Consider the following 26,866-nt stretch of genomic DNA (forward strand, 5'->3'; position numbering starts at 1 on the left):
GGGCCTCCTCTCGGGTCGTGGGGTCATGCGGTGGGGGTGGTCAGGGCGGCCAGGGGCAGTTCCAGGCGTACCTCCGTGCCCTGGGAGTGGCCGCCGCGGCCTATGCGGATGCGGGCGCCGACCGAGGCGGCGCGTTCGACCATGCCGACCAGGCCGAAGTGGCCCGCCCGGCGCAGCTGTTCGAGGGTGGTGCCCGGCGGGAGGCCGCAGCCGTCGTCGTAGACGCTGATGCGGAGCAGGTGGCCGTGGACGCCCGCGCTGACGTCGACGCGGGTGGGGTGGGCGTGGCGGTGGGCGTTCTCCATGGCTTCCGAGGCGATGGTGAGGAGTTGGCGGGCCACGGCCGGGGGGACAGGGGGTACGGCGTGGGCGCCGGTGGGGCGGTAGACCGCCGGGAGGCCGGTGCGGGTGCTGAAGTCACGTGTGCGGGCGGCCAGTTCGACCAGGACGTCCGTGGCCTGGGACGGGTCCGATTCTCGGCGCAGGTCGGCCAGGAGTTCCCGGGATTCCGCGGCGGCCCGGCGGGCCGAGCGGGCGACCAGAGCTGCCTGCTGGCTCACCAGGGCCGGGTCCATACGGTCGGCGTTCGTCGAGGTGGTCAGGCCGTCGGCGGCCAGGGCCACGCCGTGCAGGGTCTTCGCGACCGAGTCGTGCATCTCGCGGGCGAGGCGGGCTCGTTCGGCGCTGACCGCTTCCGTCACGGCGAGCCGGGCCTGGACGGTGGTGAGGGCCTGGGTGGCCGCGCCGAAGCGGAGCATGAGGTTGCGGAGGCTGGAACCGACGGCGCCGGCGATGACGCAGAGGCCGGGCAGAAGGGCGGACTCGGTGATGCCGGGGGCCGGGTCCTCCTGTGCCGCGTGGATGAGGAGCAGGAGGAGGGCCTGGAGGGAGGCGAAGACCGCCGCGCCGCGCCAGCCGTAGACGAGGCCTGCCAGGAGCGGGGTGCAGACGCTGACGTAGGCGAGGGTGCTGTCGGGGCCTGCGGCGATGAGGAGCAGGGCGCCGAAGAGGGTGTCCACGGCGAGGAGGGAGGGGTGGCGCAGGAGGAGGGGGCCGAAGCGTTCCCAGTCTCGGAAGAGGACGTAGGAGGTCATGAAGGTGACGACCACGGCCGCGCCGACGAGGCGGGTGGGCAGGCCGTCGTTCGCGTTGACGAGGGCGGTGGGGGTCGCCAGGGCGATCATGGCCAGGCGGAAGCCGAAGACCTGGCGGCACATGGCCTGGAGGGCATTGATCTGGATGTCGATCGCGGGACCGGCGGGATGGGTCGTGTCCTGGCCTTCTTCGGCCGGGAGCCGGGTTGCCACCGCACCACCCGGGCGGCCGCCGCCGTCGGGTGCGGGCGGTGCGGGGTGGCTGGTCTCCTGGTCTTCTTCGGCCGGGAGCTGACCCCCGGCCGCACCACCCGGGCTGCCGTCGTCGTCGGGCGCGGGTGGCCCCTGCAAGGGCGCGGCGCCCTCGGCGGCCGATCGGCCGTTCAACGACGCTTGCGACTCACCGTCCGCGTGTCGCTCCGGTGCGGCGCTGCCCGCGGCCGTCGGCAGGTGACCCGGCGCAGCCCCCCTCGGCCCCCCGGCCTTCCGCCGCCCACCCCCGTTGATCCGCAGCGTCGGCTCACCGCCCACCGCCGCCTCCCACCCCGGTGGCAGCGCAGGCGTCACCGATGTCACGGGCACGTCCGGTGCACCCGTGCGGACATGCGCCGGCAGCACGGTCCCCGCCGGGGGCGTCGTGATCTCCGGTGGCTGCTCGGTCCGGCGGCGGCGACGGCCCAGCAGCCCCGTCCGCTCCCCTGTCATCGACATACCGTCGCCCCTCCCCTACTTCCCCGTGACCGAGCCGAAGTCCGTGCCCGAGCCGAGGATCAGGCCGGCGCCGAGCAGGAGCATGGTGGCCGGGACCATGAAGGTCGTGATCATCATCGTGGCCTTGGGGACGGCCCGGGCCGCCTTGCGGCGGGCGTTCTGCGCGTCCGTGCGGCGCATGTCCTTGGCGAGGGACACCAGCGTGTCGACGATCGGCGCGCCCAGTTCCTCGCCCTGCTGCAGTGCCGTCACGAACATCGCCACCTGCTCGGAGTCGTTGCGGCGGCGCAGTTCCGCGAAGGCCTGGCGGCGGCTCATGCCGAGGTCCATCTGGCGCAGGGTGATGCGCAGTTCGTCGGCCCAGGGGCCCTCGTAGCGGGAGGCGACCCGGTCCAGCGCCTGGCGGAATCCGAGGCCGGCGCTCACCACGACCGCCAGGACGTCCAGGAAGTCCGGCAGGGTCCGTTCGATGACGTCCTTGCGGATGCGGATCGCCGACCAGATGCCGACCTCCGTCCAGAATGCTCCGAAGGCCAGCAGGAGCAGGGCGACCAGCAGCTGGCCCCGCATGAGGAAGACCAGGAAGCCCACCGCGCCCAGGAAGCCGTAGACCGCCCGCCGCGCCGCGTACCGGTCGATCGTCAGGCCGCCGGGGTTGCCCGCGAGGTCGATCTTGCGGCGGTACTTGGCCACCTGCTTCGGACCCATCAGCCGCAGCACCGCGGGCGCGTAGCGCATGCCCAGGCGGTCGATGAGCGAGTCGACCGCGCCGGTGCGGGTGGAGCCGACCTCCAGGGCCAGGGCAAGGTCGCCGGGCAGTTTGGCCTCCGCGCGGTACATGCGGATGCCGGCGAAGACGCCCCAGACACTGAGGCCCATCAGCAGGGCGAGCAGCAGTCCCATGGTTGCCTCCGTGCTCTCAGACGTCGATGCGGGACAGGCGGCGGATGAGGACGAAGCCCACGGCGTAGAGCGAGAAGGCGATGATGACCGCCGCCTGGCCGAAGGCGGAGCCGGTCATGCGGTCCAGGGCGCCGTCCTTCACCCCGTTCATCAGGAAGAGGGAGCCGACGCCCAGGACCGGGACGGCGTACGACGTCATGTTGACCTGGGAGAGCTGGGTGCGGACCTCGCGCCGGGTCTCCTTGCGTTCCTCCAGCGTCTCCGTCAGGTTGCGCAGGGCGCTGACCACCTGACCACCGGCCCGGTTGGACAGGACCAGTGTGGTGACGAGGACGACCAGTTCGCGGGAGGGGAGGCGGTCGGCCAGTTCGCCCAGCGCGTCGTCCATCGAGGCGCCGACCGCCAGCTGGTTGGACACCTTGCCGAGTTCCTCGCCCGCGGGGGCTTCCATCTCCTCGGCGGCCATGCCGATCGCCGTACGCAGGGCGAGGCCCGCCTGGGTGGCGTTGGCGAGGATCCGGGCCATCTCGGGGAGCTGGTTGATGAACTTCTCGATGCGTTTCTGGCGCTGCCAGTTGAGGAACTGGACCGCCACCCCGATGCCCAGGAGGCCCGCCAGAGGCCCGAAGAACGGGGCCAGGGCCGCCTGGCCGATCAGCCACAGGCCCGCGACCGTGGCGAGCATGTAGACGAAGAACTCGCCCGGGGTGATGTCCAGGCCGGTCGCCGCCAGGCGCAGTTCCAGTTTCTTGCCGAGCCTGGTGCGTCGCAGACGGCGGTCGATGCCGCGGAAGTTGCGGCGTCGGCCGCCGGCCGGGATCTGGCCCGTGGTGGACAGGCGGTCGACCAGGGCCTGCCGTTGTGCCTTGCCCATGGCGTAGGAGTGCAGGCCGACGACCACGAGGACGCAGGTCAGCAGAGTGACGCCGGTGGTGAGCGTGATGAGCGATTGCAGTTCCATCGGTCGGTCCTACCTGGCTTCTCGGGTGGCTAGCTGGTCCGCCGACCGAGCGATGCCGAACGCCTGCGGAAGGGGCTGGCTCGCCATGTAGAGGCGGTCGGCGGTGCGGCGCGGGAGGGGGTAGTACTCGAAGGCCCCGTGGATACGGCCGTCGGAGGTCATGGGTTGCGCGTTGAAGCGGGCGACCGTGACCAGGCGGTAGGGGTCGCTGCCGTGGCTGTCCATCAGGGCGATCTCGGTGATGCGGCGGGCGCCGTCGGCGAACCTCGTCAGCTGCACGATGACGTCGACCGCGCTGTTGATCTGGTCGTGCAGCGCCACGAAGGGGATCTCGACGTCCGACATGGACGCCAGGGTCTGCAGTCGCATCAGCGCGTCCTCGGCGCTGTTGGCGTGGACGGTGGCGAGTGAGCCGTCGTGGCCCGTGGACATCGCCTGGAGCATGTCGAGGGACTCGCCGCCGCGGACCTCACCGACGACGATCCGGTCGGGGCGCATGCGCAGGGAGTTGCGGACGAGGTCGCGGATGGTGATCTGGCCCTTGCCCTCGACGTTCGGGGGCCGCGACTCCAGGCGGATCACGTGGGGTTGCTGGAGCTGGAGTTCGGCGGAGTCCTCGATGGTGATGATGCGTTCGCCCTCGGGGATGAGGCCGGACAGCGCGTTGAGCAGCGTCGTCTTGCCGGTGCCCGTCGCACCGGAGACGATGATGTTGAACTTCGCCTGCACCAGGCCCGCCAGCAGATACAGCATGTGCTCGTCGAGCGAGCCGAGGCCGATCAGCTCCTGGAGCGTGAAGGAGCGCGGGAAGCGGCGGATGGTGAGGGTGGCGCCCGTCAGGGACAGGGGCGGGATGATGACGTTGACGCGCTCGCCGGAGGGCAGGCGGGCGTCGACCATCGGGTTGGACTCGTCCACGCGGCGGTTGACCGTGGAGACGATCCGCTCGATCGTCTGCATGAGCTGGTCGTTGGAGGCGAAGCGCAACGGCAGTTGCTCGACCCGGCCGCCGCGCTCCACGAAGATCGCGTCCGGGCCGTTCACCATGATCTCGGTGATGGACGCGTCCTCCAGGAGCGGTTCCAGGATGCCGAGGCCCAGTGCCTCGTCGACCACCCTGCGGATCAGCTGCGAGCGCTCCACCGTCGACAGGACCGGGCCCTCGCGGCTGATGATGTGCCCCAGCACCCGCTCAAGCCGCGCCCTGCGCTCGGCGGCGGCCAGCGAACTCATTTCCGCGAGGTCGATCTCCTCCAGGAGCTTGGCCCGGTAGGAGGCGACCATGTGGCCGTCCTCGCCCCGGTTGCCCTTCTCCTCGGGGGTGTTGATCCGTGCTCGCAGGCTCATGAGTCGGGTGCTCCTCGTTCGTCGCTCAGTGGTCGCGCGGCATCGTGGCGGTCTTGACGGCCGGGTCGAACTTCCAGCCCGGCACGAGGGACGGGATCTGCACGGTGGCCGTGACCGTGACCTCGTCCCCGCCGGTCGGCGCCGAGCAGCTCGTCCCGTCTGCCAGCCAGCTGCTGACCGCTGCCCTGCAGTCCGCCTCGGACGGACCGTCCAGCGACGCACTGCGCGCCCCCGTCCTGGCCGCCGTGCCGGCCTGCTGGGCCGTGTAGGCGATCAGGCCGAGCTGCACGGCCCCCAGCGCGACGATCAGCAGGATCGGCAGGAAGCCGATGTACTCGATGGCGACCTGGCCGCGGTCGCGGACCTTGCGGATACCGGTCATCTCGGTTTCGCCTCCTCGACCGCCCCGGCGTGGCCTTCGACCGTGAACCCGAAGGACAGCGTGCCGGGGAACAGGACCGGGACCTCCAGGGCCACGTCGGCCGTCACGAAGCCCGAGCCGCCGCAGGTCACCTCGGCCCCGGAACGCCACGCGTCCGACAGCTTGTCCTTGCCCGCCTGCTCGCACACGCCCTGCCGCACCCCCGGCTCCGCAGCCGTCCCCTGCCGTACGGCCTCGTCGGCGGCGTTGCCCGCGAGGATGTAGGTGTAGCCGACGAGGACGGCCTGCCACAGCGCGATCAGCGTCACGATGATCGTCGGCGTCATCCCCAGGAACTCGATCGTCACCTGCCCCCTGTCCCGCTTCCTTAAAGGCACCCTCAGCACCCTCATCCCTCCCTCCTCCGCCGGAAGCCCACCGCCCCCCGGCCCCCCTTCTGGGCACCGTCCGGGGTCTTGACCAGCCCCAGCTCCCCCGCCAGGCCCCACAGGGCCTGCTTCACGGAGCTCTTGTTCTCCAGTTCGTGGATACGGCCCGCGTCCACGACGCTCTGCAGTTCCTTGAAGTTGGCGGGGACCACGGTGGCCGCGACCGCCGTGCCGGTGATCTTCTGGATCAGGGGCGGCTGGATCTCCGTACCGCGCGAGTGCCGGTTGACGACGACGGTCGTCTCCTCGGCCTTGCGGATCTGCAGCCGGTCCCACATCCGCACGGCCCGTTTCGCGCCCCGTACGGCGACCACGTCCGGCGTGGTGACGAGCAGGGCCCGGTCGGCCATCTCCACGGCCGCCGCCCCGGCGCCGCCGAGCTGGGCGCCGCAGTCGATGACGACGACCTCGTAGCGCGAGCGCAGGGCGCTGACGATCTGCCGGGCGGCGCGGTCGGTGACGTCCTCGCCGCGTTCCCCTTCGGCGGGGGCGAGCAGCAGGGCGAGGCCGGTGTCGTGCCGGAAGACCGCGTCGGCGAGGACACGCGGGGAGATGTCGGTGATGGCGGCGAGGTCGACGACGGAGCGGCGGAACTGGACGTCCAGGTAGGAGGCGACGTCGCCGGTCTGGAGGTCCATGTCGACCAGGGCGGTGCTGCGGCCGGAGGCCTGGGCGGCCAGGGCGAGCTGGATGGCGGTCAGGGTGGTGCCTGCGCCGCCCTTGGCGCCGCTGACCGTGACGACGGTGCCGCCGACGCCGGTGAACACGTCGCCGCCGGCGCCCAGGTGCCGTCGTACGCCGGTGGACCACTGGGCGACGGCCTGGACGCGGCTGGCGAGTTCCTCGTAACTGAGGGGCAGGGCGACCAGGCCGCGGGCGCCGTAGTCCATGGCGGCCTGGAAGAGGCCGGGGCTCGCGTCGGAGGTGACGAGGATGACGCCGACGGCCGGGAAGCGCAGGGCCACTTCGCGGATCAGTTCCAGCGCGGGAACCGGGCCGATCCGCTCGTGGACGATCACGACCTCCGGCAGCTCGTCGACCGATTCGGCGGCCAGCCGCGCGAGGGTGTCGATGAGCTGGGTGGAGTCGACCACGGGGGCGACGGGCTCGGCGTCCGGGAGCTGGCTGAGCAGTGTCGTGACGGACCGGACCGCGTCCGTGTCACCGACTGCCGGGAGGATCCTCGTGGGCATGGCAGCCTCTCACTTGTCCTTCGCGAGTTCGTACGTCCGGTCCCGCTCGGGGACGGTGGTGTCGCCGCCGGGCGCGACCAGGGCGAGCCGGACCCGCTTGGCGAACGACTCGGCGTAGGTGATGCGCTGGGCGTCGAGGGCGGACAGTGCGAAGGTGATCGGGACGGCGTCGGTGGGCTGCTGGGTTCGGTTGCTCTCGTCGGGTTTGAGCGCGGTGAGGTCGCCGACGTCGAGGACCTTGGCGTTGGTGACGATGATCTTCGACTGGTCGGGGTCGCCCTCGCGTGCGCCCTCGAAGGTGGCGTAGACGTTGACCGAGGCGCCGGGCGTGATCTTGCCGGCCACGCCGGTCGCCGCGTCGATCATGATGGCGACCTCCTGCTGGCCGGGCTGGAGGGCCGGCCGGCGGACGATCATGTCGGACTGGAGCAGGGAGCCCGCGCGCAGCGTGGTGACGGCGATCTTGCCCTGGATCTCCCGCAGATCGGTGACCGCGTTGTCGGACAGCCACCGTTCGGGCATCTTGATCTTCTCGAACTGGCCCGTGCTGAGGGTGGTGTAGGGCGGCACCTCGGACTTCAGCCGGTAGGCGGTGACCTCGGGGCCGACCTTCGACTTCACGTCGCTGATGACGGAGAGCACGCCGGCGAAGGCGCCGAGGGCGCAGACGACCGACAGGAGCAGGAGAATCACGCCGCGGCGCTGACGGGAGTTCATGAACCGTACAACCTCGTTGGGGATATGGTCGAGCGGGATCGGAACAGTGCTGACGAGCGGTGTCAGGCCTCAGCCGACGGCCGTTCGGTTCTCGAGCTGCTGGTGGGGCGGGCTGTCGTGGACGGGTGGCGTGGCCGAGCAGAACACGCAGCGGTCCCCGATGACGTCGATGCCGCACCAGTGGCACCGGCTGCGCCGGACGGAGGTGACCAGCTGGTAGAGGACGGACAGGTCGGGCAGGTAGCTGCAGAACTCGATGAGCCTGCCGGTGCCCCACCAGCCGGGTGATTCGGCCGGGAGCGGGGTCTCACGCAGGCCCTGCACCTTCCAGGAGGGGGCGAGGGTGCCGGTGACCCAGTCGGACTGGAGCTGGCCCTTGGCGAGAAGCATCCAGGTGCCGAACTCGGGGCCGGGAAGCTGCGCCTCGGGGGTGATCCTCACGAGGTGCGGCTCGGGGTGGGCGAGGACGCCGAACTGGCTGCCGGGCACCCAGGACTTGGCGTGCGACTTCAGGCCGACGGGAACGCGGTCGAGGCGGGCCACGGAGTTCAGCAGCGCGCCGGCGTGGATGTAGTGGACGAGCAGCCGGCCGGCCGAGGCGAGCACGCCGGGGCTGATGTCGCAGGAGGCGAGCTGCCGTAACTGGCGGGCCAGGACGGCCAGTCCGAGGGGTGGCAGGTCGGGGCGGAACAGGGCGATCCGGTCGCTCTCCATGAGGGAGCGCAGGGTGTGCAGGCGTCGCTGCACCGCGGTGGGCGCGGCCTGCGAGCAGACCACGATCACATGTCCGTGGTGCTCGACGAGGGCCTGCATCTCGGCCAGCGCCTGCTCCAGGGGGCGTCGGTCGACGTCCCGCAGCACGACGGCGGGCAGGGTGCGTTCGTCCTGTGGCGGCAGCGCCATGTCGGCGCTGGTCACGGCAATGGCAGTTGGCACGCGCAGCTCCCCGTTTCCCCATGCCGGTCGGAACGCCGGGTGTCACTCCGGCGCACCGTGTCGACTTCACTGCGTGACTACCTCAGCACTGTATCCACGCCTCTGTGACCGGAGAACAGCGTTTGTGTAGCTGGAGGGCAACTGCCGTTGCACAAGAGGCGTCAAAACGGGGCACGTTGAGCATCTTGCCGGTCATCTCGGCGGCCGGGGCGGTCCCGGGCGGTGGGCCCAGCGGGCCCAGTGGTGACGGCGGGCCTTCGCTCGGGTCCTTAAGGCCCACGCCTGGCGCCGCGTCGCGTACCCGCGCTCGCGCATCCCGCTCGACCGGTTGGTCTGGACCTCTTGACAGTCGCTTTGGTCTGGACCATTTTCTTGTCATGTCCCCACACAGACGATCCCTGCGGCTCTGGTCGGGTGCCGTCACGGCTGCCCTGGCCCTCACTGTCACGACCGTCGGCCAGGCCAGCGCCGCCGACGTCAACAACGCCAGGAACGCCGGCTTCGAGTCGGGCCTGAGCGACTGGACCTGCTCGGCGGGCAGCGGCACGACGGTCTCCTCCCCGGTCCGCACCGGCACGGCCGCGCTGCGGGCGACCCCCTCGGGGCAGGACAACGCCCGGTGCGCCCAGACGGTCCGGGTGAAGCCCGACTCGACGTACACGCTGGGCGCCTGGGTCCGGGGCGGGTACGCCTACCTCGGCGTGACGGGCACGGGCACGACGGACGTGTCCACCTGGACGCCCGACTCCTCCTCCTGGAAGCAGCTGTCGACCACCTTCACCACGGGCTCCTCGACCACCTCGGTGACGGTGTACACGCACGGCTGGTACGGGCAGGCGGCCTACTACGCGGACGACGTGTCGGTGTTCGGCCCCGACGGCGGCGGGGGCACGGACCCCGGCCCCACGATCCCGCCCGCGCCGGGCGGCCTGAACGTCTCCGGCACCACGTCCTCCTCGGTCTCCCTGGCGTGGAACACGGTGTCGGGGGCGACGGGTTACACCGTCTACCGCGACGGCACGAAGGTGACGGCGGTCTCCGGCACCTCGGCGACGGTGACCGGGCTCGCGGCCTCGACGTCGTACTCCTTCCAGGTGACGGCGACGAACGGGGCCGGTGAGTCGCCGAAGTCGGCGGCCGTGACGGGGACCACGAACAAGCCGAACGGGCCGGGCCCCGCCCTGCCCGAGCACGCGGTGACCGGCTACTGGCAGAACTTCGACAACGGCGCGACGGTCCAGCGCATCTCGGACGTCCCCGCCGCCTACGACATCATCGCGGTGGCCTTCGCCGACGCCACGGGCACGCCCGGGGCGGTGTCCTTCACCCTCGACTCGGCCGGGCTGAACGGCTACACGGTCGAGCAGTTCAAGGCGGACGTGAAGGCGAAGCAGGCCGCCGGCAAGAAGGTCATCATCTCGGTCGGCGGTGAGCGCGGCACGGTGTCGGTCAACGACGCGGCCTCCGCGACGAACTTCGCGAACAGCGTGTACTCCGTGATGCAGACGTACGGCTTCGACGGCGTCGACATCGACCTGGAGAACGGCCTGAACGCGACGTACATGACGCAGGCGCTGCGTGCGCTGTCGGCGAAGGCGGGCCCGTCCCTCGTCCTCACGATGGCTCCGCAGACGATCGACATGCAGTCGACGTCCAACGGCTACTTCCGGACCGCGCTGAACGTGAAGGACATCCTCACGGTCGTCAACATGCAGTACTACAACAGCGGTTCCATGCTCGGCTGCGACGGCAAGGTCTACAGCCAGGGCTCGGTCGACTTCCTGACGGCCCTGGCCTGCATCCAGCTGGAGAACGGCCTCGCCCCGTCCCAGGTGGGTCTGGGCCTGCCGGCCTCGACGCGCGGCGCGGGCAGCGGCTACGTCTCGCCGGCCGTGGTGAACAACGCCCTGGACTGTCTGACCAGGGCCACCGGCTGCGGCACCTTCAAGCCGCCGCGGACGTACCCCGGCCTGCGCGGTGCGATGACCTGGTCGACCAACTGGGACGCCGCGGCGGGCAACGCCTGGTCCAACGCGGTGGGGCCGCATGTGCACGGGCTCCCGTAACAGCCCCTATCCCGTCGGACGGTAGTGGCCGAGCACCCAGGCCAGCTGCGGGAACCACTCCTGGAGCCGCGACCTGGGCTTGGCCTCCACCACGCACTCGAAGAACCGGCCGTCCATGTGGATCACGGCGACCATCAGCGCCTTGCCGCCCGGGCTCGCCTGGTAGTGGACGCTGCGGATCTCGGGCCAGCGGAACTCGATCGAGAGCCCGGACGACTCGAAGGCGACGCCCGACGCGTCGACGACGACCGCGTTGCGCTTGTCGACGGCCAGGAAGTCCGGGCCGTCCGCCACAGGCTGCGACGGAGCCTGGGCGTACGGCGGCTGCTGCGGAGCCTGGGCCTGCCCTAGAAGAACTCCCCCCACGGCTGGTCCCAGATCTGCTTCACGCACAGGATCAGGAACAGCAGGCCGGCGACGGCGAGCATGACGTTGCTGAGGGCCCCGTTGCGCCACTCCCGGGGCGTGCGGGAGGAGTTGAGGAGCCAGAGTAGGGTGCCGGCGAGGAAGGGCAGGAAGGCCGCGCCGAGGACGCCGTAGATGATGATCAGACGGAAGGGCTGGCCCTCGAAGAGCAGAATCATCGGCGGGAAGGTCAGCCAGAGCAGGTAGGCGCGGAACGGCCAGGAGCGCTCGCGGGTCCCCGAGGCGACCTCCTCCCCCTTGGCCTGTCCCCGGCCCGACAAGCGGGCCACGAAGTCGGCGAACATCAGGCTCACGCCGTGCCAGACGCCGATCAGCGAGGTGAAGGACGTGGCGAAGAAGCCGATCAGGAAGAACTTCGCCGTGGCCGAGCCGTACTCCTTCTCCAGGATGTCGCCCAGCTGGATCAGACCCTTGTCACCGCTGGCGATGGCCACGTTCGCCGAGTGGAGCAGCTCCGCGCCGACGAACAGCATCGCGACGACGAAGACGCCGGTGGTGGCGTAGGCGACGCGGTTGTCCAGCCGCATGACCTTCATCCAGCCGGTGTCGGTCCAGCCCTTGGCGTTGACCCAGTAGCCGTACGCCGCGAGCGTGATCGTGCCGCCCACCCCGCCGATCAGGCCCAGCGTGTTGAGGATCGAGTCCTTCTCGTCCGGCAGTACCGGCAGGAGTCCGGCGAAGGCGTCGGGGATGTTCGGCGTGACCCGGATCGCCAGGTACACCGTCACCACGAACATGACGCCCACCAGGACCGTCATGACCTTCTCGAACACCGCGTACTTGTTGAACCAGACGAAGACCAGGCCGACCAGGCCGCAGGCGATGCCCCACCACTTGAGGTCCATCACGTCCGGGAACAGCGCCTGCAGCGGCAGCGCGCTCGACGACATCGCCGCGGCGCCGTAGACGAAGCCCCAGACCACGACGTAGACCGCGAAGAACCAGGTGGTCCAGCGGCCGAGGCTCGCCCAGCCGTCGAACAGGGTGCGGCCGGTGGACAGATGCCAGCGACCCGCCGCCTCGGCCAGGGAGATCTTCACCAGACAGCCGATGATCGCGGCCCACAGGAGGGTGTAGCCGAAGTTGCTGCCCGCGATCAGCGTGGCGACCAGGTCACCGGCGCCGACACCGGTCGCCGCGACGACGATGCCCGGACCGATGTGTTTCCAACTCGCCTTTCGCGGTTGGGGTTGCTGCGTACCCGTGTGCTCCGTGGTGTCGGCCATACAGATCAAGAAACCGTAAAGAACGGGACCCGACAAGAGGGCCTGAGCGGGATCGCCTCAGGGGCGCGGGGAACTGCGCGATCAACCACGACGGGCCGCGGCCCGAAGACGGGCCCAGGCGGGCAGAAACGCACCGCCAGGGCCCACCCGCGGAGCGTCACGGCTGTCGCCGACCGCAGCCGTCCGATCCGCACGTGCCGAGCTCGAACCACACGGTCTTGCCCGGCCCGTCCCGGTGGCAGCCCCAGCGCTGGGCGAGCGCGTCCACCAGGAACATCCCACGGCCGCTCTCCCCGGTGCCCGCGTCCAGCACCCGCGGCACACGGCGTGCGGCGTCGGCGACCTCGCAGCGCAGGAGGCCGTGCGCGGCGAAGAGGGTGAGCCGGAAGGGGCTCGCGGCATGCACCACGGCGTTGGTGGCCAGTTCGCCGACGAGCAGTTCGGCCACCTCCGCGACGTCACCGCGCTCGCCGAGCCCCCAGCCCTCCAACTGCCTGCGGACCTCCGCGCGTGCCTCACGGACGGCGGAGGGCCGGGGTGCGTACTCGACCCTCAGGTGCCCCGCTCCCAGCGGTGGTTGCGGGAACGGGCCGTAGCGGGCGTCGGGGTCGGGGAGGTGGTGCCGCCCGGAGAGTTGCAGCATGGGTCCAGGGTGATCCCCTCGGGCGGTCCCGCGCACGGGGAGGACTACCCGATCCCCTACCTGCTTGTGCAGGTGAGGGGGTCACGCGTACTGGAGACGGACCGTCGCGCCGTCGGCGTCGTCGCGGATGTCCACGTAGGCGCAGACCTGACGCGCGTACCACAGCCCTGGTCCCGGTTCCGGGCCGGCGGCCGGCGGGACGAAGCCGGCGAGCGCGTCGTCGAGACGGCGGGCCGAGCGCAGTTCGCAGACACAGCCGGGAGCCTCCCCCCACAGCAGCAGGCCACCGTCGAGGGGCGCGAGGGCCGCCGCGCTCTCCGCCACGGCGGCGGCGAACAGCTCGGCGTCCGCATCAGGCAGCCCCCGCCCCACGGCCCAGCTCTGCACGGCCGCACCGTGCGGCTCCGGGACGCGCAGCGCACCGGCGGGGGGCAACGGCAGCGGTACGGCGTCGAGTTCGGCCGCGAGCCGCAGCGGGTCCTCGTACACCTCGGTGTCGGGGTGGGTGCGGCGGGCCGCGGCGACGACGGCGGGCCCGGCGGTGCGGGTGTCGTACGCGCACAGGGCGGTCGTGGCCATGGGGGCGAAGAGGAGGTTGGCGAGGGCCTCGTAGCGGATCCACTCGGTGGTCTCGCGGGCCGAACGGCCGGCGCGGCCGCTCCAGACGGGCTCCATGACGAGGTGGAGCCGGCCGCCGGGGCCGGCGTGCGCCGTGAGGTACGCGGCGGCCCGGGCGACGGCGTTGGCGGCGGAGCCGGTGTACCAGTCGGTGTGCGGGATGCAGGTGACGTCCTTCGCGCCGGAGCCGAGGGCGTCGCGCAGGAGGTCCAGGTGGTGCGGGGCGGCGATGGCCACCGGCGGCGGTTCGCCGGAGGCGTCGAGGCCCTCGCCGAGGAAGGGCAGGGCGGCGGCCAGGAAGCCGTCGTCGGAGTCGAAGACGGCCATGCGGTGGTCGAACGGGCTGAGTTCTCCGGTGGTCACGTGATCCCCTCGGGTGGGTGGGTGGGGGTGGGGCAGCGCTGGGCCGTCACCCAGGCGGCGATCTGGCTGCGGTTGCTGAAGCCGAGCTTGCCGAGGATGCGTTCCACATGGCCCTCGGCGGTGCGGCGGGCGATCACCAGGCGGTCGGCGATCTGCTGGTTGGCGAGCCCTTCGGCGACGAGCTGGGCGACCTCCGTCTCACGGCGGGTCAGACGGACCGTGCCGTCGTGCGGGGGCGCGGTGGCGGGTTCCGTGGGGTGCGGGCGGCCCGGCTCCTGGAGCTCGTGGCCGGCCAGTTCCGCGAGACCCAGGGCTCCACCACGGCGATGGGCCCGCTCGAACACCTCGTGCCCGAGGGCCCGGGCCGCCCGCTCCTCGCTGTCCCGGCGTGCGGAGTTGAGGGTGTGGGAGCCCCAGCGGCCGGTGTCGATGTCGGCCCAGACGCGGTCGGCGCCGCCCAGCAGCACGGCGGCGTGCTCGTGGTCGCCGCGTGCGGTCGCGATCGAGGCGAGCAGATCGAGGGTGAGGGCGATGCCGATGACGTCGTGGACGGCGAGTTTGAGCCGCAGGGCCTCTCTGGCGTGCCGTTCGGCCCGGGGCCAGTCGCCGCGCACGGTGTGGGCGAGGGCGAGAATGCGCAGCACGTAGGACCGGACCCACTGTTCGCCGTGCCGCTCGCACAGCCTGAGGGCCCGCTCGCAGACCTCAACGGCCCGCTCTGCCTCGCCCAGGTAGCCCAGCGCGCAGGCGAGTTCCACCTGGTCGAGGCCGACGAGGCTGAGGTGCTGGCCGGGCACGGGGCCGCGGGCGACGGTGGTCTCGAAGTGCCGCAGCGCTCCGGGCAGGTCGTCTCCGAACAGCCGGATGACGCCGATGACGTACTCGGCGTGCGCGGCCTCGGCGTCGTCGCCGAGGGCGCGGGCGAGGGCGAGGGCGTCGGTGGCGTGGCGGCGGCCCCGGGGGAAGTCCCGGGTGGCGGCGGCCAGCAGCCCGGCGACCCACAGGCCGCGCGCGCGTTCCCGGGTCGGTCCGGGGGCGGCGGTCAGGGCCCGGTCGAGCCAGTACAGGCCCTCGCGGGAGGCGCCGCAGGCGTGCCAGTAAAACCAGAGCGTGCCGGCGAGACGCAGCCCGGCGAGGGCCTCTCCTGGGGCGGAGAGGCTGAAGTCGAGGGCGGCGCGGAGGTTGTCCCGGTCGGCGCGCAGCCGGGCGACCGTCTCCGGCTGCCCGGGCCCGAACCAGCCGCGCTCGTACTCCTCGGCCCGCCGCGCCATCCAGTCCCGCTGCCGCCGCCGGGCGGCCTCCTCCTGTCCGGCGCCCCACCGCAACTGCTCAAGACCGTACTGCCGCAGGGTGTCGAGCAGCCGGTAGCGCACACCGCCGGGCCCGGGCTCCCGGCAGAGCACGGACTTGTCCACGAGCCCGGCGAGGGCCTCCAGGACGTCGTCCGTGCGCAGGCCGGGGGGCGGGGCCGGGGCCCCCGCGACCGCTGCCGCGGCCCGGGCGTATGGGTCGGAGCCGTCCGGGCACCGGTCCGGCAGGCCGGGCAGGGCGGCCGGTGCCGCGCGCCGGAGCGCGACGAGCTGTCCACGGCCCCCCGGAACCGGGACGAGGCCCCCAACGGGGCGGGTGCTCTCCAGGGACCGAGCACCGCCCGGACACACAGCCCCACCCAAAGGCCCGGCGTCTTCCCGAAGCTCGGCCCCGTCCAGAGACCCAGCACCACCCGGACACACGGCCCCACTCAAAGGCCCGGCGCTTTCCCGAAGCTCGGCCCCGTCCAGACACGCGGTCCTGGCCAAAGGCCCGCTGTTGTCCTGGGCGGGACCGTCCGCGCACACCGCCTCCGCCGTCTCCAGGTCGAAGCCGCCGGCCAGGACCGACAGCCGGGCCCACACCGTCTGCTCGGGGACGGTGCACAGGTCGTGGCTCCAGGCGACCGCCGCGCGCAGGGTCTGGTGGCGGGGCAGGGCCGCGGGGCTGCCGGTGGTGAGGAAGCGGTAGCGGTCGTCGAGGCGGTCGAGGAGCTGGTCGACGTCGAGGACCCGCATGCGGACGGCGGCGAGTTCGATGGCCAGGGGCAGCCCGTCCAGGCGGTGGCACAGCCGGGCGACCGAGGCGCGGTTGGCCGGGGTGAGGCGGAAGCCGGGGACGACGGCGGCGGCCCGGTCGCTGAAGAGCCGGAGGGCGGGGTAGCCCTCGGCGGCGGACAGGTCGCCGTCCGGGTCGGGCACCGGCAGCGGCCGTACCTCCAGCAGGTGCTCCTCGGTGAGACCGAGCCGGTGCCGGCTGGTGGCGAGGACCCGGACGCCCCCGGAGCCGTGCAGCAGGGCGGCGGCGAGCCGGGCGCACGCGTCCGCCAGGTGCTCGCAGTTGTCGACGACGAGGAGCAGCCGCCGGTCCCGTAGCTGTTCCACGAGGGCGTCCAGGGGCGGCTGGGCGGAGCGGTCGTGGAGCCCGAGCGCGTCGGCGACGGCCAGCGGGACCAGAGCCGGGTCGTGCAGTCCGGACAGGTGCACGCAGCGCACGCCGTCCGGGAAGGCGCGCTGCACCCGGGCCGCGATGCGTGCGGCGAGCCGGGTCTTGCCGACGCCGCCCGGTCCGGTCAGCGTCACCAGCCGTGCGCGGGCCAGCAGTTCGCGGCCCTGGGTCAGTTCGCCACGCCGGTCGACGAAGCTGGTCGTCTCGGCCGGCAGGTGGTGGTCCCGTCGTGGCGCTGATCCGCCCATGATCAGCCAGTCCTCTGAGGGGTGGGGGTCGGGGATCCGGACACTCCGGCTCCCTGTGCGCGGACCTCACTCTCTCCGAGTCCCGTACATATATGCACGCCGGAGCCACCCCTGGGGGTGCACTTCCGCCGTGACACCTCGACCGTGACGCCGCGCGCGTACACTGCGCGGCCACTTTCAGTCTTGACCTGCTCATGCCATTGGCAGAACGATATGCGCCACCCGCACCACGTACGTCGCACGGAACAACCCCACCTCCCACAAGGAGATTTCATGCGACTTCGCATACGAGGCTCCGGTGCCCGCACCGGCAGACGCACCGCCGCCCTCGCCGGCCTCCTCGCCCTGGTCCTCGCGGCGCCCCTGTCCGCGACGACCGGCGACGCCACCGCCGACAGCGCCCGCAAGCCGGCCGCCTCGGCGGACGACGTCCGGCAGTACGAGATCCATCTGCACTCGACGGCCAAGGACCGCACGGCACTTCAGCGCACGGGCGTGACCGTGGACGAGGTCCACGGCCACGGTGTCGTGGTCTCCGGCCGCGCCGGCCAGATCAAGAAGCTGCGCGCCCTGGGTTACGAGGTCACCCCGCTCGGCGCCGTGCCGGACCGGTCCGCCGGCGAGGACGACGTCCGGCTCCTCGACTTCCCGTCGGCCGACTCGAAATACCACAACTACGCGGAGATGACGAACGAGATCAACTCGATCGTCTCTGCCAACCCGTCCATCGCGAGCCAGCGCGTGATCGGCAAGTCCTACCAGGGCCGGAACATCGTCGCCATCAAGATCAGCGACAACGTGGGCGCCGACGAGTCCGAGCCGGAGGTGCTGTTCACGCACCACCAGCACGCCCGCGAGCATCTGACCGTCGAGATGGCGCTGTACCTGCTGCGCGAGCTGACCTCCGACTACGGCTCCGACTCACGCGTCACCGGCATGGTGAACAACCGTGAGATCTGGATCGTCCCGGACATCAACCCGGACGGCGGCGAGTACGACATCGCCACCGGCTCGTACCGCTCCTGGCGCAAGAACCGGCAGCCCAACTCCGGTTCGTCGTACGTCGGCACGGACCTGAACCGCAACTGGAACTACCGCTGGGGCTGCTGCGGCGGCTCCTCGGGCTCCACGTCCTCCGACACGTACCGGGGTTCGGCCGCGGAGTCCGCGCCCGAGGTGAAGGTCGTGGCCGACTTCGTGCGCAGCCGGGTCGTGGGCGGCAAGCAGCAGATCAAGGCGGGCGTGGACTTCCACACCTACAGCGAGCTGGTGCTGTGGCCGTTCGGCTACACGTACTCCGACACGACGACCGGGATGACCGCCGACGACCACGCGGCGTTCAAGACGGTCGGCCAGAAGATGGCCGCGAGCAACGGGTACACGGCGGAGCAGTCCAGCGACCTGTACATCACGGACGGGTCGATCGACGACTACCTCTGGGGTGCGCACAAGATCTTCGGCTACACCTTCGAGATGTACCCGCGCTCCGGCGGGGGTGGGTTCTACCCGCCCGACGAGGTGATCGAGCGGGAGACCTCCCGTAACCGCGACGCGGTGCTGCAGTTGCTGGAGAACGCGGACTGCATGTACCGGTCGATCGGTAAGGAAACGCAGTACTGCAGTTAGGTGCGCGGTTCCTCGCGCCCCTCAGGTTCACTCACCTCGAAGTAGGCATCGAGGACCGCGTCCAACTGCTCGTCCCACTCCTTGAAGTGGCTCCTGGCCGGCGCCTCGATCTCGATCGGGTACCAGCGCCGGTCAGGGGTGTGGACGGTGACGGTGTACCGCTTGCCGAAGCGGGCCGTCTCCGTCTCCACCGCGCCGATCTCGTCCCAGCGGAACTCGCACTCCTGGTCGTCCAGGGACAGGCGTACGCCTCTGTGGTCGGCGACCAGCCGGGCGCGGCGGTCGGACGCCTCGAAGACGGGGCCGTCGACGTCGGCTTCGGTGTCCTCCTCCGGCTCGGAGGGGGACGCCTTCGCCGTCTCCTCCGACTCGGCGGCGGCCTCTTCGGCCTCCTCGACGTCCGCGACCTCAGGCTCCTTCTCCGGCCCGTCCTCCTCCGTCCGTCCGGACGCGGGTGACGTGAGCCCGGGGATGAAGGCCGGGTCGAATCCGGCGCCTTCCAGGGGCTGGCTGCTCGAACCTATGCGCTGCTCCACAGGGGAGCAGTATGGTCGAGAAACCTGTGCGGCACACAGTCGACCCCGACTTCGTTATCAGACGCCTACACGAACAGGCTCAATACCGCCGCCACCGCGAACCCCGCCACGGACAGCACACTCTCCAGCACCGTCCAGGTCTTGAGGGTGTCCCGCTCGCTGATGCCGAAGTACTTGGCCACCATCCAGAAGCCCCCGTCGTTGACGTGCGAAGCGAAGATGGAGCCGGCCGAGATGGCCATGATGACCAGGGCGACGAAGGCCTGAGAGTGGTTTGTCTCGGAGAGGAGCGGGGCCACGATGCCCGCCGTCGTCACGATCGCCACCGTCGCCGAGCCCTGGGCCACGCGCAGGACCACGGAGATCAGGTAGGAAAGGACGAGCACCGGCAGACCCACGTCGTTGAACGTGTCCGAGAGGGCCTGGGCGACACCGCTGGCCTTGAGGACCGCGCCGAAGATGCCGCCCGCACCGACCACCAGCAGGATGTTGCCGACCGGCTTGAGGGACGCGGTCGACACCGTCTCCAGGGACTTGCGGGACCAGCCGCGGCGGATGCCCAGCAGGTAGTACGCGAGGAACAGGGCGATCGTCAGCGCCACGAAGGGGTTGCCGAAGAACTCGATCACCGAGCGGAGCGTGGAGGGGTCCAGGGCGATCGAGGAGAAGGTCGCGGCGAGGATGAGGACCAGGGGCGTGCCGATGATGGCCAGGACCGTGCCGAGGGACACCGGCTGCTCGCTGGGCGCGACCCCGGCGGCCCGCTGCTCGTCGACGACGGCCTGCTTCGCCTCCTGAGCCGCCTCGACCATGTCCTGCGGCACGGCGACGAAGATGCGGCGGCCGATCCACGCCGAGTAGGCCCACGCGGCCGCCACGGCCGGCAGACCGCAGACGATGCCCATCAGGATGACCCAGCCGAGGTCGACGTGGAGGAGACCGGCGGCGGCGACCGGGCCGGGGTGCGGCGGCAGGAACGCGTGCGTCACGGAGAGGCCCGCGAGCAGGGGCAGGCAGTACAGCAGGATCGACTTGCCCGACCGCTTGGCGGCGGCGTAGACGATCGGGGCCAGGACGAAGATGCCGACGTCGAAGAAGACCGGGATGCCGAAGATCAGGCCCGTGAGGCCCATGGCGAGCGGGGCGCGCTTCTCGCCGAACAGGCCGAGCAGCCGCCGGGCCAGCACCTCGGCGCCGCCGCTGACTTCGAGGATCGCGCCGAGCATGGTGCCCAGGCCGATGATGATGGCGACGTGGCCGAGGATGCCGCCCATGCCGGACTCGATGGTGGAGACGGCGTCCGACTTCTGGACCGTGCCGAAGAGTTCGGTGACCGACAGACCGGCGGCGAGGCCGACGGCTATGGAGACCGCGAGCAGGGCGACGAACGGCTGGAGTCTCATCCGGATGATGAGGAAGAGCAGCAGCACGATGCCGAGCGCTGCGGTGAGCAGGAGTCCGGCGGTGCCGTCCACGAGGAGGAGCAGTCCTCCGGTGTGGGGTGGGGTCTCGGCAGGGGCGGACGCGGCGAGCGAAGGGGACATTCGGGGGTCCTCTGCGTAAATGCATGCGGCTTCTGGGTAGGGGGGAGCGCGGCGCGGCGCATCGAACGGCGCCGCGCCTCGAAAAGGCCGGTGGGGGTGGGTCAGCCGAGGACGGCCAGCGCGTCGATCTCGATGAGGAGACCCGCGGGGAGGCCGACGTAGACCGTCGTGCGCGCGGCGGGCGGCTGGGTCAGGCCCTGCTCCTCGAAGTACGCGTTGTAGATCTCGTTCATCTCGGCGAAGTGGGCCACGTCCGTCAGGTAGACGCGGATCATCATCACGTCGTCCCAGGAGGCGCCGCCCTCCTCCAGGATCGCCTTGACGTTGGCCAGGGTCTGGAGGGTCTGCTCGCGCAGGGTCGGTCCGGCGGGGGTGGGCGCCTTGCCCTCCTCGGCGGGCAGGAAGCCGACCTGGCCGGCGACCTGGAGGATGTTGCCCTTCTTCACACCGTGGGAGAACTTCGCCGGCGGGGTGGTGTGGGTCTTCGGGGTGAGTGCGATCTTGTCCGTCATGCGGTGCCCTTCACTGGTGTCCTGCCGGAGTACTCACCGCTGATGGCGTCCGCCGTACGGCGCACCAGCGGCAGGAGGGTGAGGAGTTCGTCGGCGGTGACGACGACGTTCGGCGCGGAGACCGACATCGCGGCGACGACCCGGCCGTCGGCGCCGCGGACGGGTGCCGCGACGCAGTTGATGGACTCCTCGTGGCCGCCGAGGTCGGTGGCCCAGCCCTGTTCGCGCACCTTCTCCAACTCGCGCAGGAACGCGGCCGCGTCGGGGGTCGAACGGGACGTGTAGGTGGGGTAGTCGAGCTTCTCCGCGATCGCCCGCCGCTCGTGCTCCGGCAGGTCGGCCAGCAGCAGCTTCGCGACCGCGGCGACGGTGATGGCGACGGGCTTGCCGATGCGGGAGTACATCCGCACGGGGTAGCGGCTGTCGACCTTGTCGATGTAGAGGACCTCGTTCTCCTCGTACACCGCGAGGTGCACGGTGTGCCCACAGCTCTCGTTGAGGCGGACCAGGTGGGGATGGGCGATCTCGCGGACGTCGAGGTTCTCCATCGCCTCCTGGGCGAGCGCGAAGAGCCGGGCGCCGAGGCGGTAGCGCTGGTCGGACTGGCGGTAGACGAGTCCGTGCTCGTGAAGGGTGCGCAGCAGGCGCAGGGCCGTGGACTTGTGCACGCCGAGGCGGTCGGCGACCCGTCCCAGGTCGGCGGGGCCCTCGGCGAGCAGCGGCAGGATGCTGAGCGCGCGGTCGACGGTCTGGCTCATGGCGTACGTACCTCCTCGGCGGCCCGCTGTGTCCCCTCGGTCCAGCCCGGGCCGAATCGCAGTCTCCCCCATGCCGCGTCGTCCAGGGCGGCGAGCCGGTCGGCGTGCTCCCGGGCGGGCGGTGTCGCGAGGTCGCCGGGCACGGTGAGGGCGGCTGCGGCCATGAGGTGTCCGTGCCGCAGCCGGTCCCGCACGGGCAGTGCGCGCAGGGTGGCGGAGAGGAACCCGGCGGCGAAGGCGTCCCCCGCGCCGACTGCGGCGACGACGTCGACCCGGGGCGCGGGCACGAAGGTGACGTCCCGCTGCTCGAAGACGGTGGCTCCGGCGGCGCCCTGCTTGACGACCAGCACCTCGGGTTCGGGGAGGGCGGCGCGGACGGCCTCGGGGCTGCTCAGGCCCCAGGCCTCGTCCTGCCCGACGAACACCAGGTCGGCGCCCCGGGCGAGGTCGCGCAGGACCGTGGGGGCGTCCCCGTCGCGCCACAGGCCGGGCCGGTGGTTGACGTCGAAGGAGACCAGGGGGCGGCCGGGGCGGCGGGCGGTCAGCTCGCGCATCAGGTCGAGGCAGGTTTTGGACAGGGCCGCGGTGATCCCGGAGAGGTGCAGCACACGGCCCGCGCGCACCGCCGCCGGGTGCACCGTGTCGGCGGACATCGCCGAGGCGGCCGATCCGGCCCGGTAGTAGGCCACCTCGTGGGCGTCGCCGGCCCGGTCCCCGGCGGTGCGGAAGTAGATGCCGGTGGGGCGGTCGGGGTCGCGCCGGACGTGCGCCACGTCGACCCCGTACCCGCCGATCGTCTCCACCAGGTGGTCGCCGAACGGGTCGGCCCCCACCCTGCTGATCCACCGCGCGGAGTGCCCCGCGGCCGCCAGCACACAGGCCACGTTCGACTCCGCCCCGCCGATCCCCCGCTCGAAGGACGGAACGTCGGCGAGGCGTCCCGGCCCGGACGGCAGGAACGTGACCATGGACTCGCCGAGCGCGACGACGTCCACGACGCCGGGGGCGTCGCAAGGTCCGGTGGGGGTCACGATGGTCGTAGCTCCTCGGCGGCTCGGGTGGGTGGCGGTTTCATTGACCGGCGGTGGCCGAGATGTTAGACAGCGTTCAGCGCCCTATGCAATGAAGGTTGCAAATACTGCAACACCGCAGATCAGGAGGCTCCATGCCAGCCGACACCGCAGCCGAGGCCCTCGCCCGGCTCGCCGCCGAGCGCGTCGACCACCGCTTCAAGGGCCTCCCGCCGGACGCCGACGGGCTGACCGTCGCCGAGCTGGCCGGCCAGCGCCGCAACCTCTTCACCGGCGGCTTCGCCACGCCCGTGCTCGCGCTGTCCGCCGAGCGCCTGGAGCACAACCTGAAGCTCATGGAGACCTACGCGGCCCGGCACGGCCTGGCCTTCGCGCCGCACGGCAAGACCTCCATGGCCCCGCAGCTGTTCCAGCGGCAGATCGAGCACGGGGCGTGGGGCATCACGCTGGCCGTTCCGCACCAGGTGCGGGTGGCGCGGGCGTTCGGGACCCGGCGCGTGTTCCTGGCCAACGAGCTGGTCGACACGGCGGCCCTGCGCTGGATCGCGGCCGAGCTCGACGCCGACCCGGACTTCGAGCTGGTCTGCTACGTCGACTCCGTGCGCGGCGTCGAGCTGATGGACGCCGCGCTGCGGGACGCCGGCGCCACGCGCCCCGTGGACGTCGTCGTCGAGCTCGCCGCGGGCGAGGGCGCCCGGACCGGTGTCCGCACGGAGACCGAGTGCGCTGCGGTCGCGGACGCGGTGGCGGGCACCCGGACCCTGCGGCTCGTCGGTGTCGCGGGCTACGAGGGCGAGGTGCCGAAGGCCGACACCGAGCGGGTGACGTCCTGGCTGCGCCGGCTGGTGGCGCTCGCCGCCGACTTCGACAAGGCGGGCCGTTTCGCGGGCCTGGACGAGATCGTGGTCAGCGCGGGCGGCAGCGCCTGGTTCGACGCGGTCGCCGAGGTCTTCGCGGAGATTCCCGAACTGTCCCGTCCCGTACTGAAGTTGCTGCGCTCGGGCGCCTACGTCTCGCACGACGACGGCCACTACCGCAAGCTGACCCCGTTCAACCGGGTGCCCGAGGAGGGCGCCCTGGAGCCGGCGTTCCGCCTGTGGACGCAGGTGGTCTCGCGCCCCTCCGCCGAGCAGGCCTTCGTCAACGCGGGCAAGCGGGACGCGGCCTACGACCTCGACCTGCCCTTCGCCCAGGTGATCCGCAGGGACGGCGCCGAGCGCCCGGCCACCGGCGTGTCCGTGACCGGCCTGTCCGACCAGCACGCCTGGCTCGCCACCGCGCCGGAGGCGGACCTGGAGGTCGGCGACTGGGTCGGGCTCGGGCTGTCCCACCCGTGCACCTCGTTCGACAAGTGGCAGCTGATCCCCGTCGCGGAGGCGGACGGCACGGTCGTCGACTACGTCCGCACGTTCTTCTAGGAGGCAGACAGCGATGGAAGAGCTCGTCATCCGGGACGCCGACGTCGTCGACGGCTCGGGCTCGGACGCGTACCGGGCCGATGTCGTGGTCGACGGCGGCCGGATCGTCTCCATCGTCAAGGAGGCCGCCGCGGCCGGCTGCCAGCGGCCGAAGGCACGCCGGGAGCTGGACGCCGAGGGGCTCGTCCTCTCCCCCGGGTTCGTGGACATGCACGCCCACAGCGACCTGGCGCTGCTGCGCGACCACGACCACAGCGCCAAGGCCGCGCAGGGCGTGACCCTGGAGGTCATCGGCCAGGACGGCCTGTCGTACGCGCCGGTCGACGACCGCACCCTCGGCGAGGTGCGGCGGGCGATCGCCGGGTGGAACGGCCCGGGGGACGACATCGACTTCGACTGGCGCACGGTCGGCGAGTACCTGGACCGGCTGGACCGCGGGATCGCCGTGAACGCGGCCTACCTGATCCCGCAGGGCACGGTCCGGGCGCTCGCCGTCGGCTGGGAGGACCGCGAGGCGACCCCGGCCGAGCTGGACCGGATGCGCCGGCTGGTCGCGGAGGGGCTGGAGCAGGGCGCCGTCGGCATGTCGTCGGGGCTGACGTACACGCCCGGCATGTACGCGCAGGATGCCGAACTGACGGAGTTGTGCCGGGTGGTGGCGACGTACGGCGGCTACTACTGCCCGCACCACCGCTCCTACGGCGCCGGGGCCCTTGAGGCGTACGAGGAGATGGTCGCGCTGACCCGGGAGGCCGGCTGCTCCCTCCATCTCGCGCACGCCACCATGAACTTCGGCGTGAACAAGGGCCGGGCACCCGAGCTGCTGACCCTGCTGGACGAGGCCCTCGCGGCCGGGTCCGACATCAGCCTCGACACCTACCCGTACACCCCGGGCTGTACGACACTGGCGGCCGTGCTGCCGAGCTGGGCGAGTGAGGGCGGCCCCGAGCAGACCCTGAAGCGGCTGGCGGACGAGGAGACGGCGGAACGCATCCGCCACCATCTGGAGGTCACCGGCTCGGACGGCTGCCACGGCGTGCCCGTCGAGTGGGACACCATCGAGATCTCGGGCGTGAACGACCCGGCCCTGGCCGAATTCGTCGGCCGGACCATCCAGGAGTCGGCGGACCGGCGGGGCGAGGCTCCCTGGGCAACCGCGCGTGGCCTGCTGCTGGCCGACCGGCTGGCCCCGACGATCCTCCAGCACGTGGGCCACGAGGAGAACGTCCGGGAGATCATGCGCCACCGGGTGCACACCAGCGGCTCGGACGGCATCCTCCAGGGCGCGAAGCCCCACCCGCGCGCCTACGGCACGTTCCCGCACTATCTGGGGCGCTACGTCAGGGAGTTGGGGGTGCTGTCGCTGGAGGAGTGCGTCGCGCACCTCACGTCCCGCCCGGCGGCGCGGCTCCGGCTGCCCGACCGGGGTCTGGTCCGCGAGGGCTACAGGGCCGACCTGGTGCTCTTCGACCCGGCGACGGTCGCGGCGGGCTCCACGTTCGAGCAGCCGCGCACGCTCCCGGTGGGCATCCCCCACGTCCTGGTCGACGGCCGGTTCGTGATCGAGGACGGTTCGCGCACGGACGTACTGGCGGGCCGGGCGGTCCGCAGGACTCCTCCCGCGTGACCGCCCGGCCGGCACCCCGCCTCAGGGCCTGGGCAGGGTGCAGCCGCTCGCGCTCAGGTCGAGCTTGTTGTCGATCCCGAAGCAGGCCGGGATCCCGTGCGTCTGCTGGGCGTAGTTGATGCCCTTGCGGACGGTCACGTTGCCGCTCGCGTCGACCTCGCACGGGTTGTTCACCGTGCAGCGCTCACCGTCCTCGTTGCCGGTGTTGTTGATGGCGACGACCTTGTTGGTGGCCTGGTCGACGACGGGCGAGCCGGACGTGCCGCCGATGGTGTTGCAGGCGGAGGTGTAGCGGACCGAGTCCTTCCAGGTCCAGTCGCCCTCCTTCAGGGTGGGCACGAACCCGTCGATGTTGCAGCTGTAGATGCGCTTCCAGTAGCCGGAGGGGATGCCGATGGCGGTGCCGGCGACCGGGTGACTGTCGTTCAGCGTCAGCGCGTTGATGTTGTACGAGCTCTTGATCCGCGCGTACGTGGTGGTGAGCTGGTACAGCGCGACGTCCGTGTCGGTCATCGTGCCGTAGGCCAGCTTGGCGGCGCGCAGGGTGGCGACGCGCGAGCCGGAGGCGTTCAGCAGGGTGAAGGTGCGGCTGGAGGCCTTGTCGACGAGGACCTCGCCGGGGCCGGGGAAGCCGGACTCCAGGCAGTGGCCGTTGGTCATCACGAGTGCCGGGTCGTCGGCCTCGGAGTCCGGCATGCGGACGACCGAGCCGGAGCAGTTGCTGAGCGCGACGGTGCCGGCGAAGTTCACGGCCTTGGCCTGAGGGCCGCGGAGCCCGGACAGCGTCTGCTCCACGGACGTGACCACGCCGGAGACGGCGGACGTGGCCGAGCCCGTGTCCGCGGCCTTGCCGACGCCCGTGGGGGCGGCCTCGGCAGCGGTCGCGGGAGCCGCGCCGGCCCCGGCTATCGCCAGGGCGCAGAACGCGGCGGCGAGAGGTTTTCTCATGGGGGGTCCCCTCTTGCGACGGAGGCGGCCGGAAATCCTCCGGCCGCCTGCACGATTGTCATGTGCATTGTGATCGTGCAGAGGGGGGCGGCACAAGAACCTGTTCCACAACCGGAATCCCGGCGT

At 71.7% G+C, this 26,866-nt stretch carries 24 protein-coding genes; 4 read left to right on the top strand and 20 right to left on the bottom strand.

Translation table 11 applies throughout. The annotated features are described in order from the left end of the window. Nucleotides 1-23 precede the first annotated feature (23 nt). From ABT116_RS12380 to ABT116_RS12420, 9 genes are all read right to left on the bottom strand, one after another. Complete coding sequence (locus ABT116_RS12380) at nucleotides 24-1,805, bottom strand: sensor histidine kinase (RefSeq protein ID WP_351631477.1); 1,782 nt, start codon at nucleotides 1,803-1,805, stop codon at nucleotides 24-26. A 15-nt stretch (nucleotides 1,806-1,820) separates the two neighbouring features. Then, complete coding sequence (locus ABT116_RS12385; RefSeq protein WP_003992659.1) at nucleotides 1,821-2,708, bottom strand: DUF5936 domain-containing protein; 888 nt, start codon at nucleotides 2,706-2,708, stop codon at nucleotides 1,821-1,823. A 16-nt stretch (nucleotides 2,709-2,724) separates the two neighbouring features. Continuing rightward, entirely contained in the window at nucleotides 2,725-3,669 is a 945-nt protein-coding gene (locus tag ABT116_RS12390; RefSeq protein WP_351631480.1) for a type II secretion system F family protein, read from the bottom strand. A gap of 9 nt (nucleotides 3,670-3,678) precedes the next feature. Further along, nucleotides 3,679-5,016 carry a TadA family conjugal transfer-associated ATPase gene (locus ABT116_RS12395; RefSeq protein WP_351631484.1) on the bottom strand — a complete coding sequence of 446 codons (1,338 nt, stop codon included), beginning with the start codon at nucleotides 5,014-5,016 and terminating at the stop codon, nucleotides 3,679-3,681. A 25-nt stretch (nucleotides 5,017-5,041) separates the two neighbouring features. Next, a complete protein-coding gene (locus ABT116_RS12400) occupies nucleotides 5,042-5,398 on the bottom strand; it encodes a TadE/TadG family type IV pilus assembly protein (protein ID WP_351631486.1) in 357 nt (118 codons plus the stop codon). Then, the gene (locus ABT116_RS12405; protein WP_351631488.1) at nucleotides 5,395-5,790 is read right to left on the bottom strand and encodes a TadE family protein; all 396 of its coding nucleotides are present in this window, start codon (nucleotides 5,788-5,790) and stop codon (nucleotides 5,395-5,397) included. Before ABT116_RS12405 ends, ABT116_RS12400 begins: the two co-directional genes overlap by 4 nt. After that, a complete protein-coding gene (locus tag ABT116_RS12410; RefSeq protein WP_351631490.1) occupies nucleotides 5,787-7,019 on the bottom strand; it encodes a CpaE/TadZ family protein in 1,233 nt (410 codons plus the stop codon). Before ABT116_RS12410 ends, ABT116_RS12405 begins: the two co-directional genes overlap by 4 nt. A 9-nt stretch (nucleotides 7,020-7,028) precedes the next feature. Next, nucleotides 7,029-7,736 carry a Flp pilus assembly protein CpaB gene (cpaB, locus tag ABT116_RS12415; RefSeq protein ID WP_351631493.1) on the bottom strand — a complete coding sequence of 236 codons (708 nt, stop codon included), beginning with the start codon at nucleotides 7,734-7,736 and terminating at the stop codon, nucleotides 7,029-7,031. 69 nt (nucleotides 7,737-7,805) lie between these two features. Then, nucleotides 7,806-8,639, bottom strand: a complete 834-nt coding sequence (locus tag ABT116_RS12420; RefSeq protein WP_351631560.1) for a hypothetical protein — start codon at nucleotides 8,637-8,639, stop codon at nucleotides 7,806-7,808. 410 nt (nucleotides 8,640-9,049) lie between these two features. On the opposite strand from ABT116_RS12420, the gene ABT116_RS12425 reads away from it, so the two are divergent. Continuing rightward, a complete protein-coding gene (locus tag ABT116_RS12425) occupies nucleotides 9,050-10,738 on the top strand; it encodes a chitinase (protein WP_351631495.1) in 1,689 nt (562 codons plus the stop codon). 6 nt (nucleotides 10,739-10,744) lie between these two features. On the opposite strand, the gene ABT116_RS12430 is transcribed toward ABT116_RS12425, so the two are convergent. From ABT116_RS12430 to ABT116_RS12450, 5 genes are all read right to left on the bottom strand, one after another. Beyond that, entirely contained in the window at nucleotides 10,745-11,104 is a 360-nt protein-coding gene (locus ABT116_RS12430) for a hypothetical protein (protein WP_351631498.1), read from the bottom strand. Beyond that, the gene (locus tag ABT116_RS12435; protein WP_351631501.1) at nucleotides 11,086-12,390 is read right to left on the bottom strand and encodes an Nramp family divalent metal transporter; all 1,305 of its coding nucleotides are present in this window, start codon (nucleotides 12,388-12,390) and stop codon (nucleotides 11,086-11,088) included. The genes ABT116_RS12430 and ABT116_RS12435 overlap by 19 nt, the downstream gene beginning before the upstream one ends. Nucleotides 12,391-12,547: 157 nt before the next feature. After that, complete coding sequence (locus ABT116_RS12440) at nucleotides 12,548-13,033, bottom strand: ATP-binding protein (RefSeq protein ID WP_351631504.1); 486 nt, start codon at nucleotides 13,031-13,033, stop codon at nucleotides 12,548-12,550. Between the two features lie 81 nt (nucleotides 13,034-13,114). Then, nucleotides 13,115-14,014, bottom strand: coding sequence for an anti-sigma factor RsbA family regulatory protein (locus ABT116_RS12445; protein ID WP_351631507.1), 900 nt, complete (start codon nucleotides 14,012-14,014; stop codon nucleotides 13,115-13,117). After that, the gene (locus ABT116_RS12450; protein WP_351631510.1) at nucleotides 14,011-16,740 is read right to left on the bottom strand and encodes an ATP-binding protein; all 2,730 of its coding nucleotides are present in this window, start codon (nucleotides 16,738-16,740) and stop codon (nucleotides 14,011-14,013) included. Before ABT116_RS12450 ends, ABT116_RS12445 begins: the two co-directional genes overlap by 4 nt. Before the next feature lie 273 nt (nucleotides 16,741-17,013). Here ABT116_RS12450 and ABT116_RS12455 point away from each other — a divergent pair, with 273 nt between their 5' ends. Further along, nucleotides 17,014-18,366, top strand: a complete 1,353-nt coding sequence (locus ABT116_RS12455) for a M14 family metallopeptidase (RefSeq protein WP_351631512.1) — start codon at nucleotides 17,014-17,016, stop codon at nucleotides 18,364-18,366. Here the strand turns inward: ABT116_RS12455 and ABT116_RS12460 are convergent. From ABT116_RS12460 to ABT116_RS12480, 5 genes are all read right to left on the bottom strand, one after another. Then, the gene (locus tag ABT116_RS12460) at nucleotides 18,363-18,902 is read right to left on the bottom strand and encodes a hypothetical protein (RefSeq protein ID WP_351631515.1); all 540 of its coding nucleotides are present in this window, start codon (nucleotides 18,900-18,902) and stop codon (nucleotides 18,363-18,365) included. The two genes, ABT116_RS12455 and ABT116_RS12460, sit on opposite strands and share 4 nt — an antisense overlap. A 65-nt stretch (nucleotides 18,903-18,967) precedes the next feature. Further along, entirely contained in the window at nucleotides 18,968-20,446 is a 1,479-nt protein-coding gene (locus ABT116_RS12465) for a GntP family permease (protein WP_351631518.1), read from the bottom strand. Between the two features lie 101 nt (nucleotides 20,447-20,547). Further along, a complete protein-coding gene (locus ABT116_RS12470; RefSeq protein ID WP_351631520.1) occupies nucleotides 20,548-20,958 on the bottom strand; it encodes a RidA family protein in 411 nt (136 codons plus the stop codon). After that, a complete protein-coding gene (locus tag ABT116_RS12475) occupies nucleotides 20,955-21,716 on the bottom strand; it encodes an IclR family transcriptional regulator (RefSeq protein ID WP_351631523.1) in 762 nt (253 codons plus the stop codon). Before ABT116_RS12475 ends, ABT116_RS12470 begins: the two co-directional genes overlap by 4 nt. Beyond that, nucleotides 21,713-22,747: a sugar kinase gene (locus tag ABT116_RS12480; protein ID WP_351631526.1), complete on the bottom strand. Its 1,035-nt coding sequence runs from the start codon at nucleotides 22,745-22,747 to the stop codon at nucleotides 21,713-21,715. The genes ABT116_RS12475 and ABT116_RS12480 overlap by 4 nt, the downstream gene beginning before the upstream one ends. Nucleotides 22,748-22,881: 134 nt before the next feature. Here ABT116_RS12480 and ABT116_RS12485 point away from each other — a divergent pair, with 134 nt between their 5' ends. Continuing rightward, nucleotides 22,882-24,165: an amino acid deaminase gene (locus tag ABT116_RS12485; RefSeq protein ID WP_351631529.1), complete on the top strand. Its 1,284-nt coding sequence runs from the start codon at nucleotides 22,882-22,884 to the stop codon at nucleotides 24,163-24,165. A 13-nt stretch (nucleotides 24,166-24,178) separates the two neighbouring features. Further along, nucleotides 24,179-25,792 carry an N-acyl-D-amino-acid deacylase family protein gene (locus tag ABT116_RS12490; RefSeq protein ID WP_351631532.1) on the top strand — a complete coding sequence of 538 codons (1,614 nt, stop codon included), beginning with the start codon at nucleotides 24,179-24,181 and terminating at the stop codon, nucleotides 25,790-25,792. Between the two features lie 21 nt (nucleotides 25,793-25,813). Here ABT116_RS12490 and ABT116_RS12495 read toward each other — a convergent pair whose 3' ends face one another. Further along, nucleotides 25,814-26,740, bottom strand: coding sequence for a S1 family peptidase (locus ABT116_RS12495; RefSeq protein WP_351631535.1), 927 nt, complete (start codon nucleotides 26,738-26,740; stop codon nucleotides 25,814-25,816). Nucleotides 26,741-26,866 lie beyond the last annotated feature (126 nt).

The sequence above is a fragment of the Streptomyces sp. NPDC002130 genome, assembly GCF_040296465.1.
Classification (GTDB): domain Bacteria; phylum Actinomycetota; class Actinomycetes; order Streptomycetales; family Streptomycetaceae; genus Streptomyces.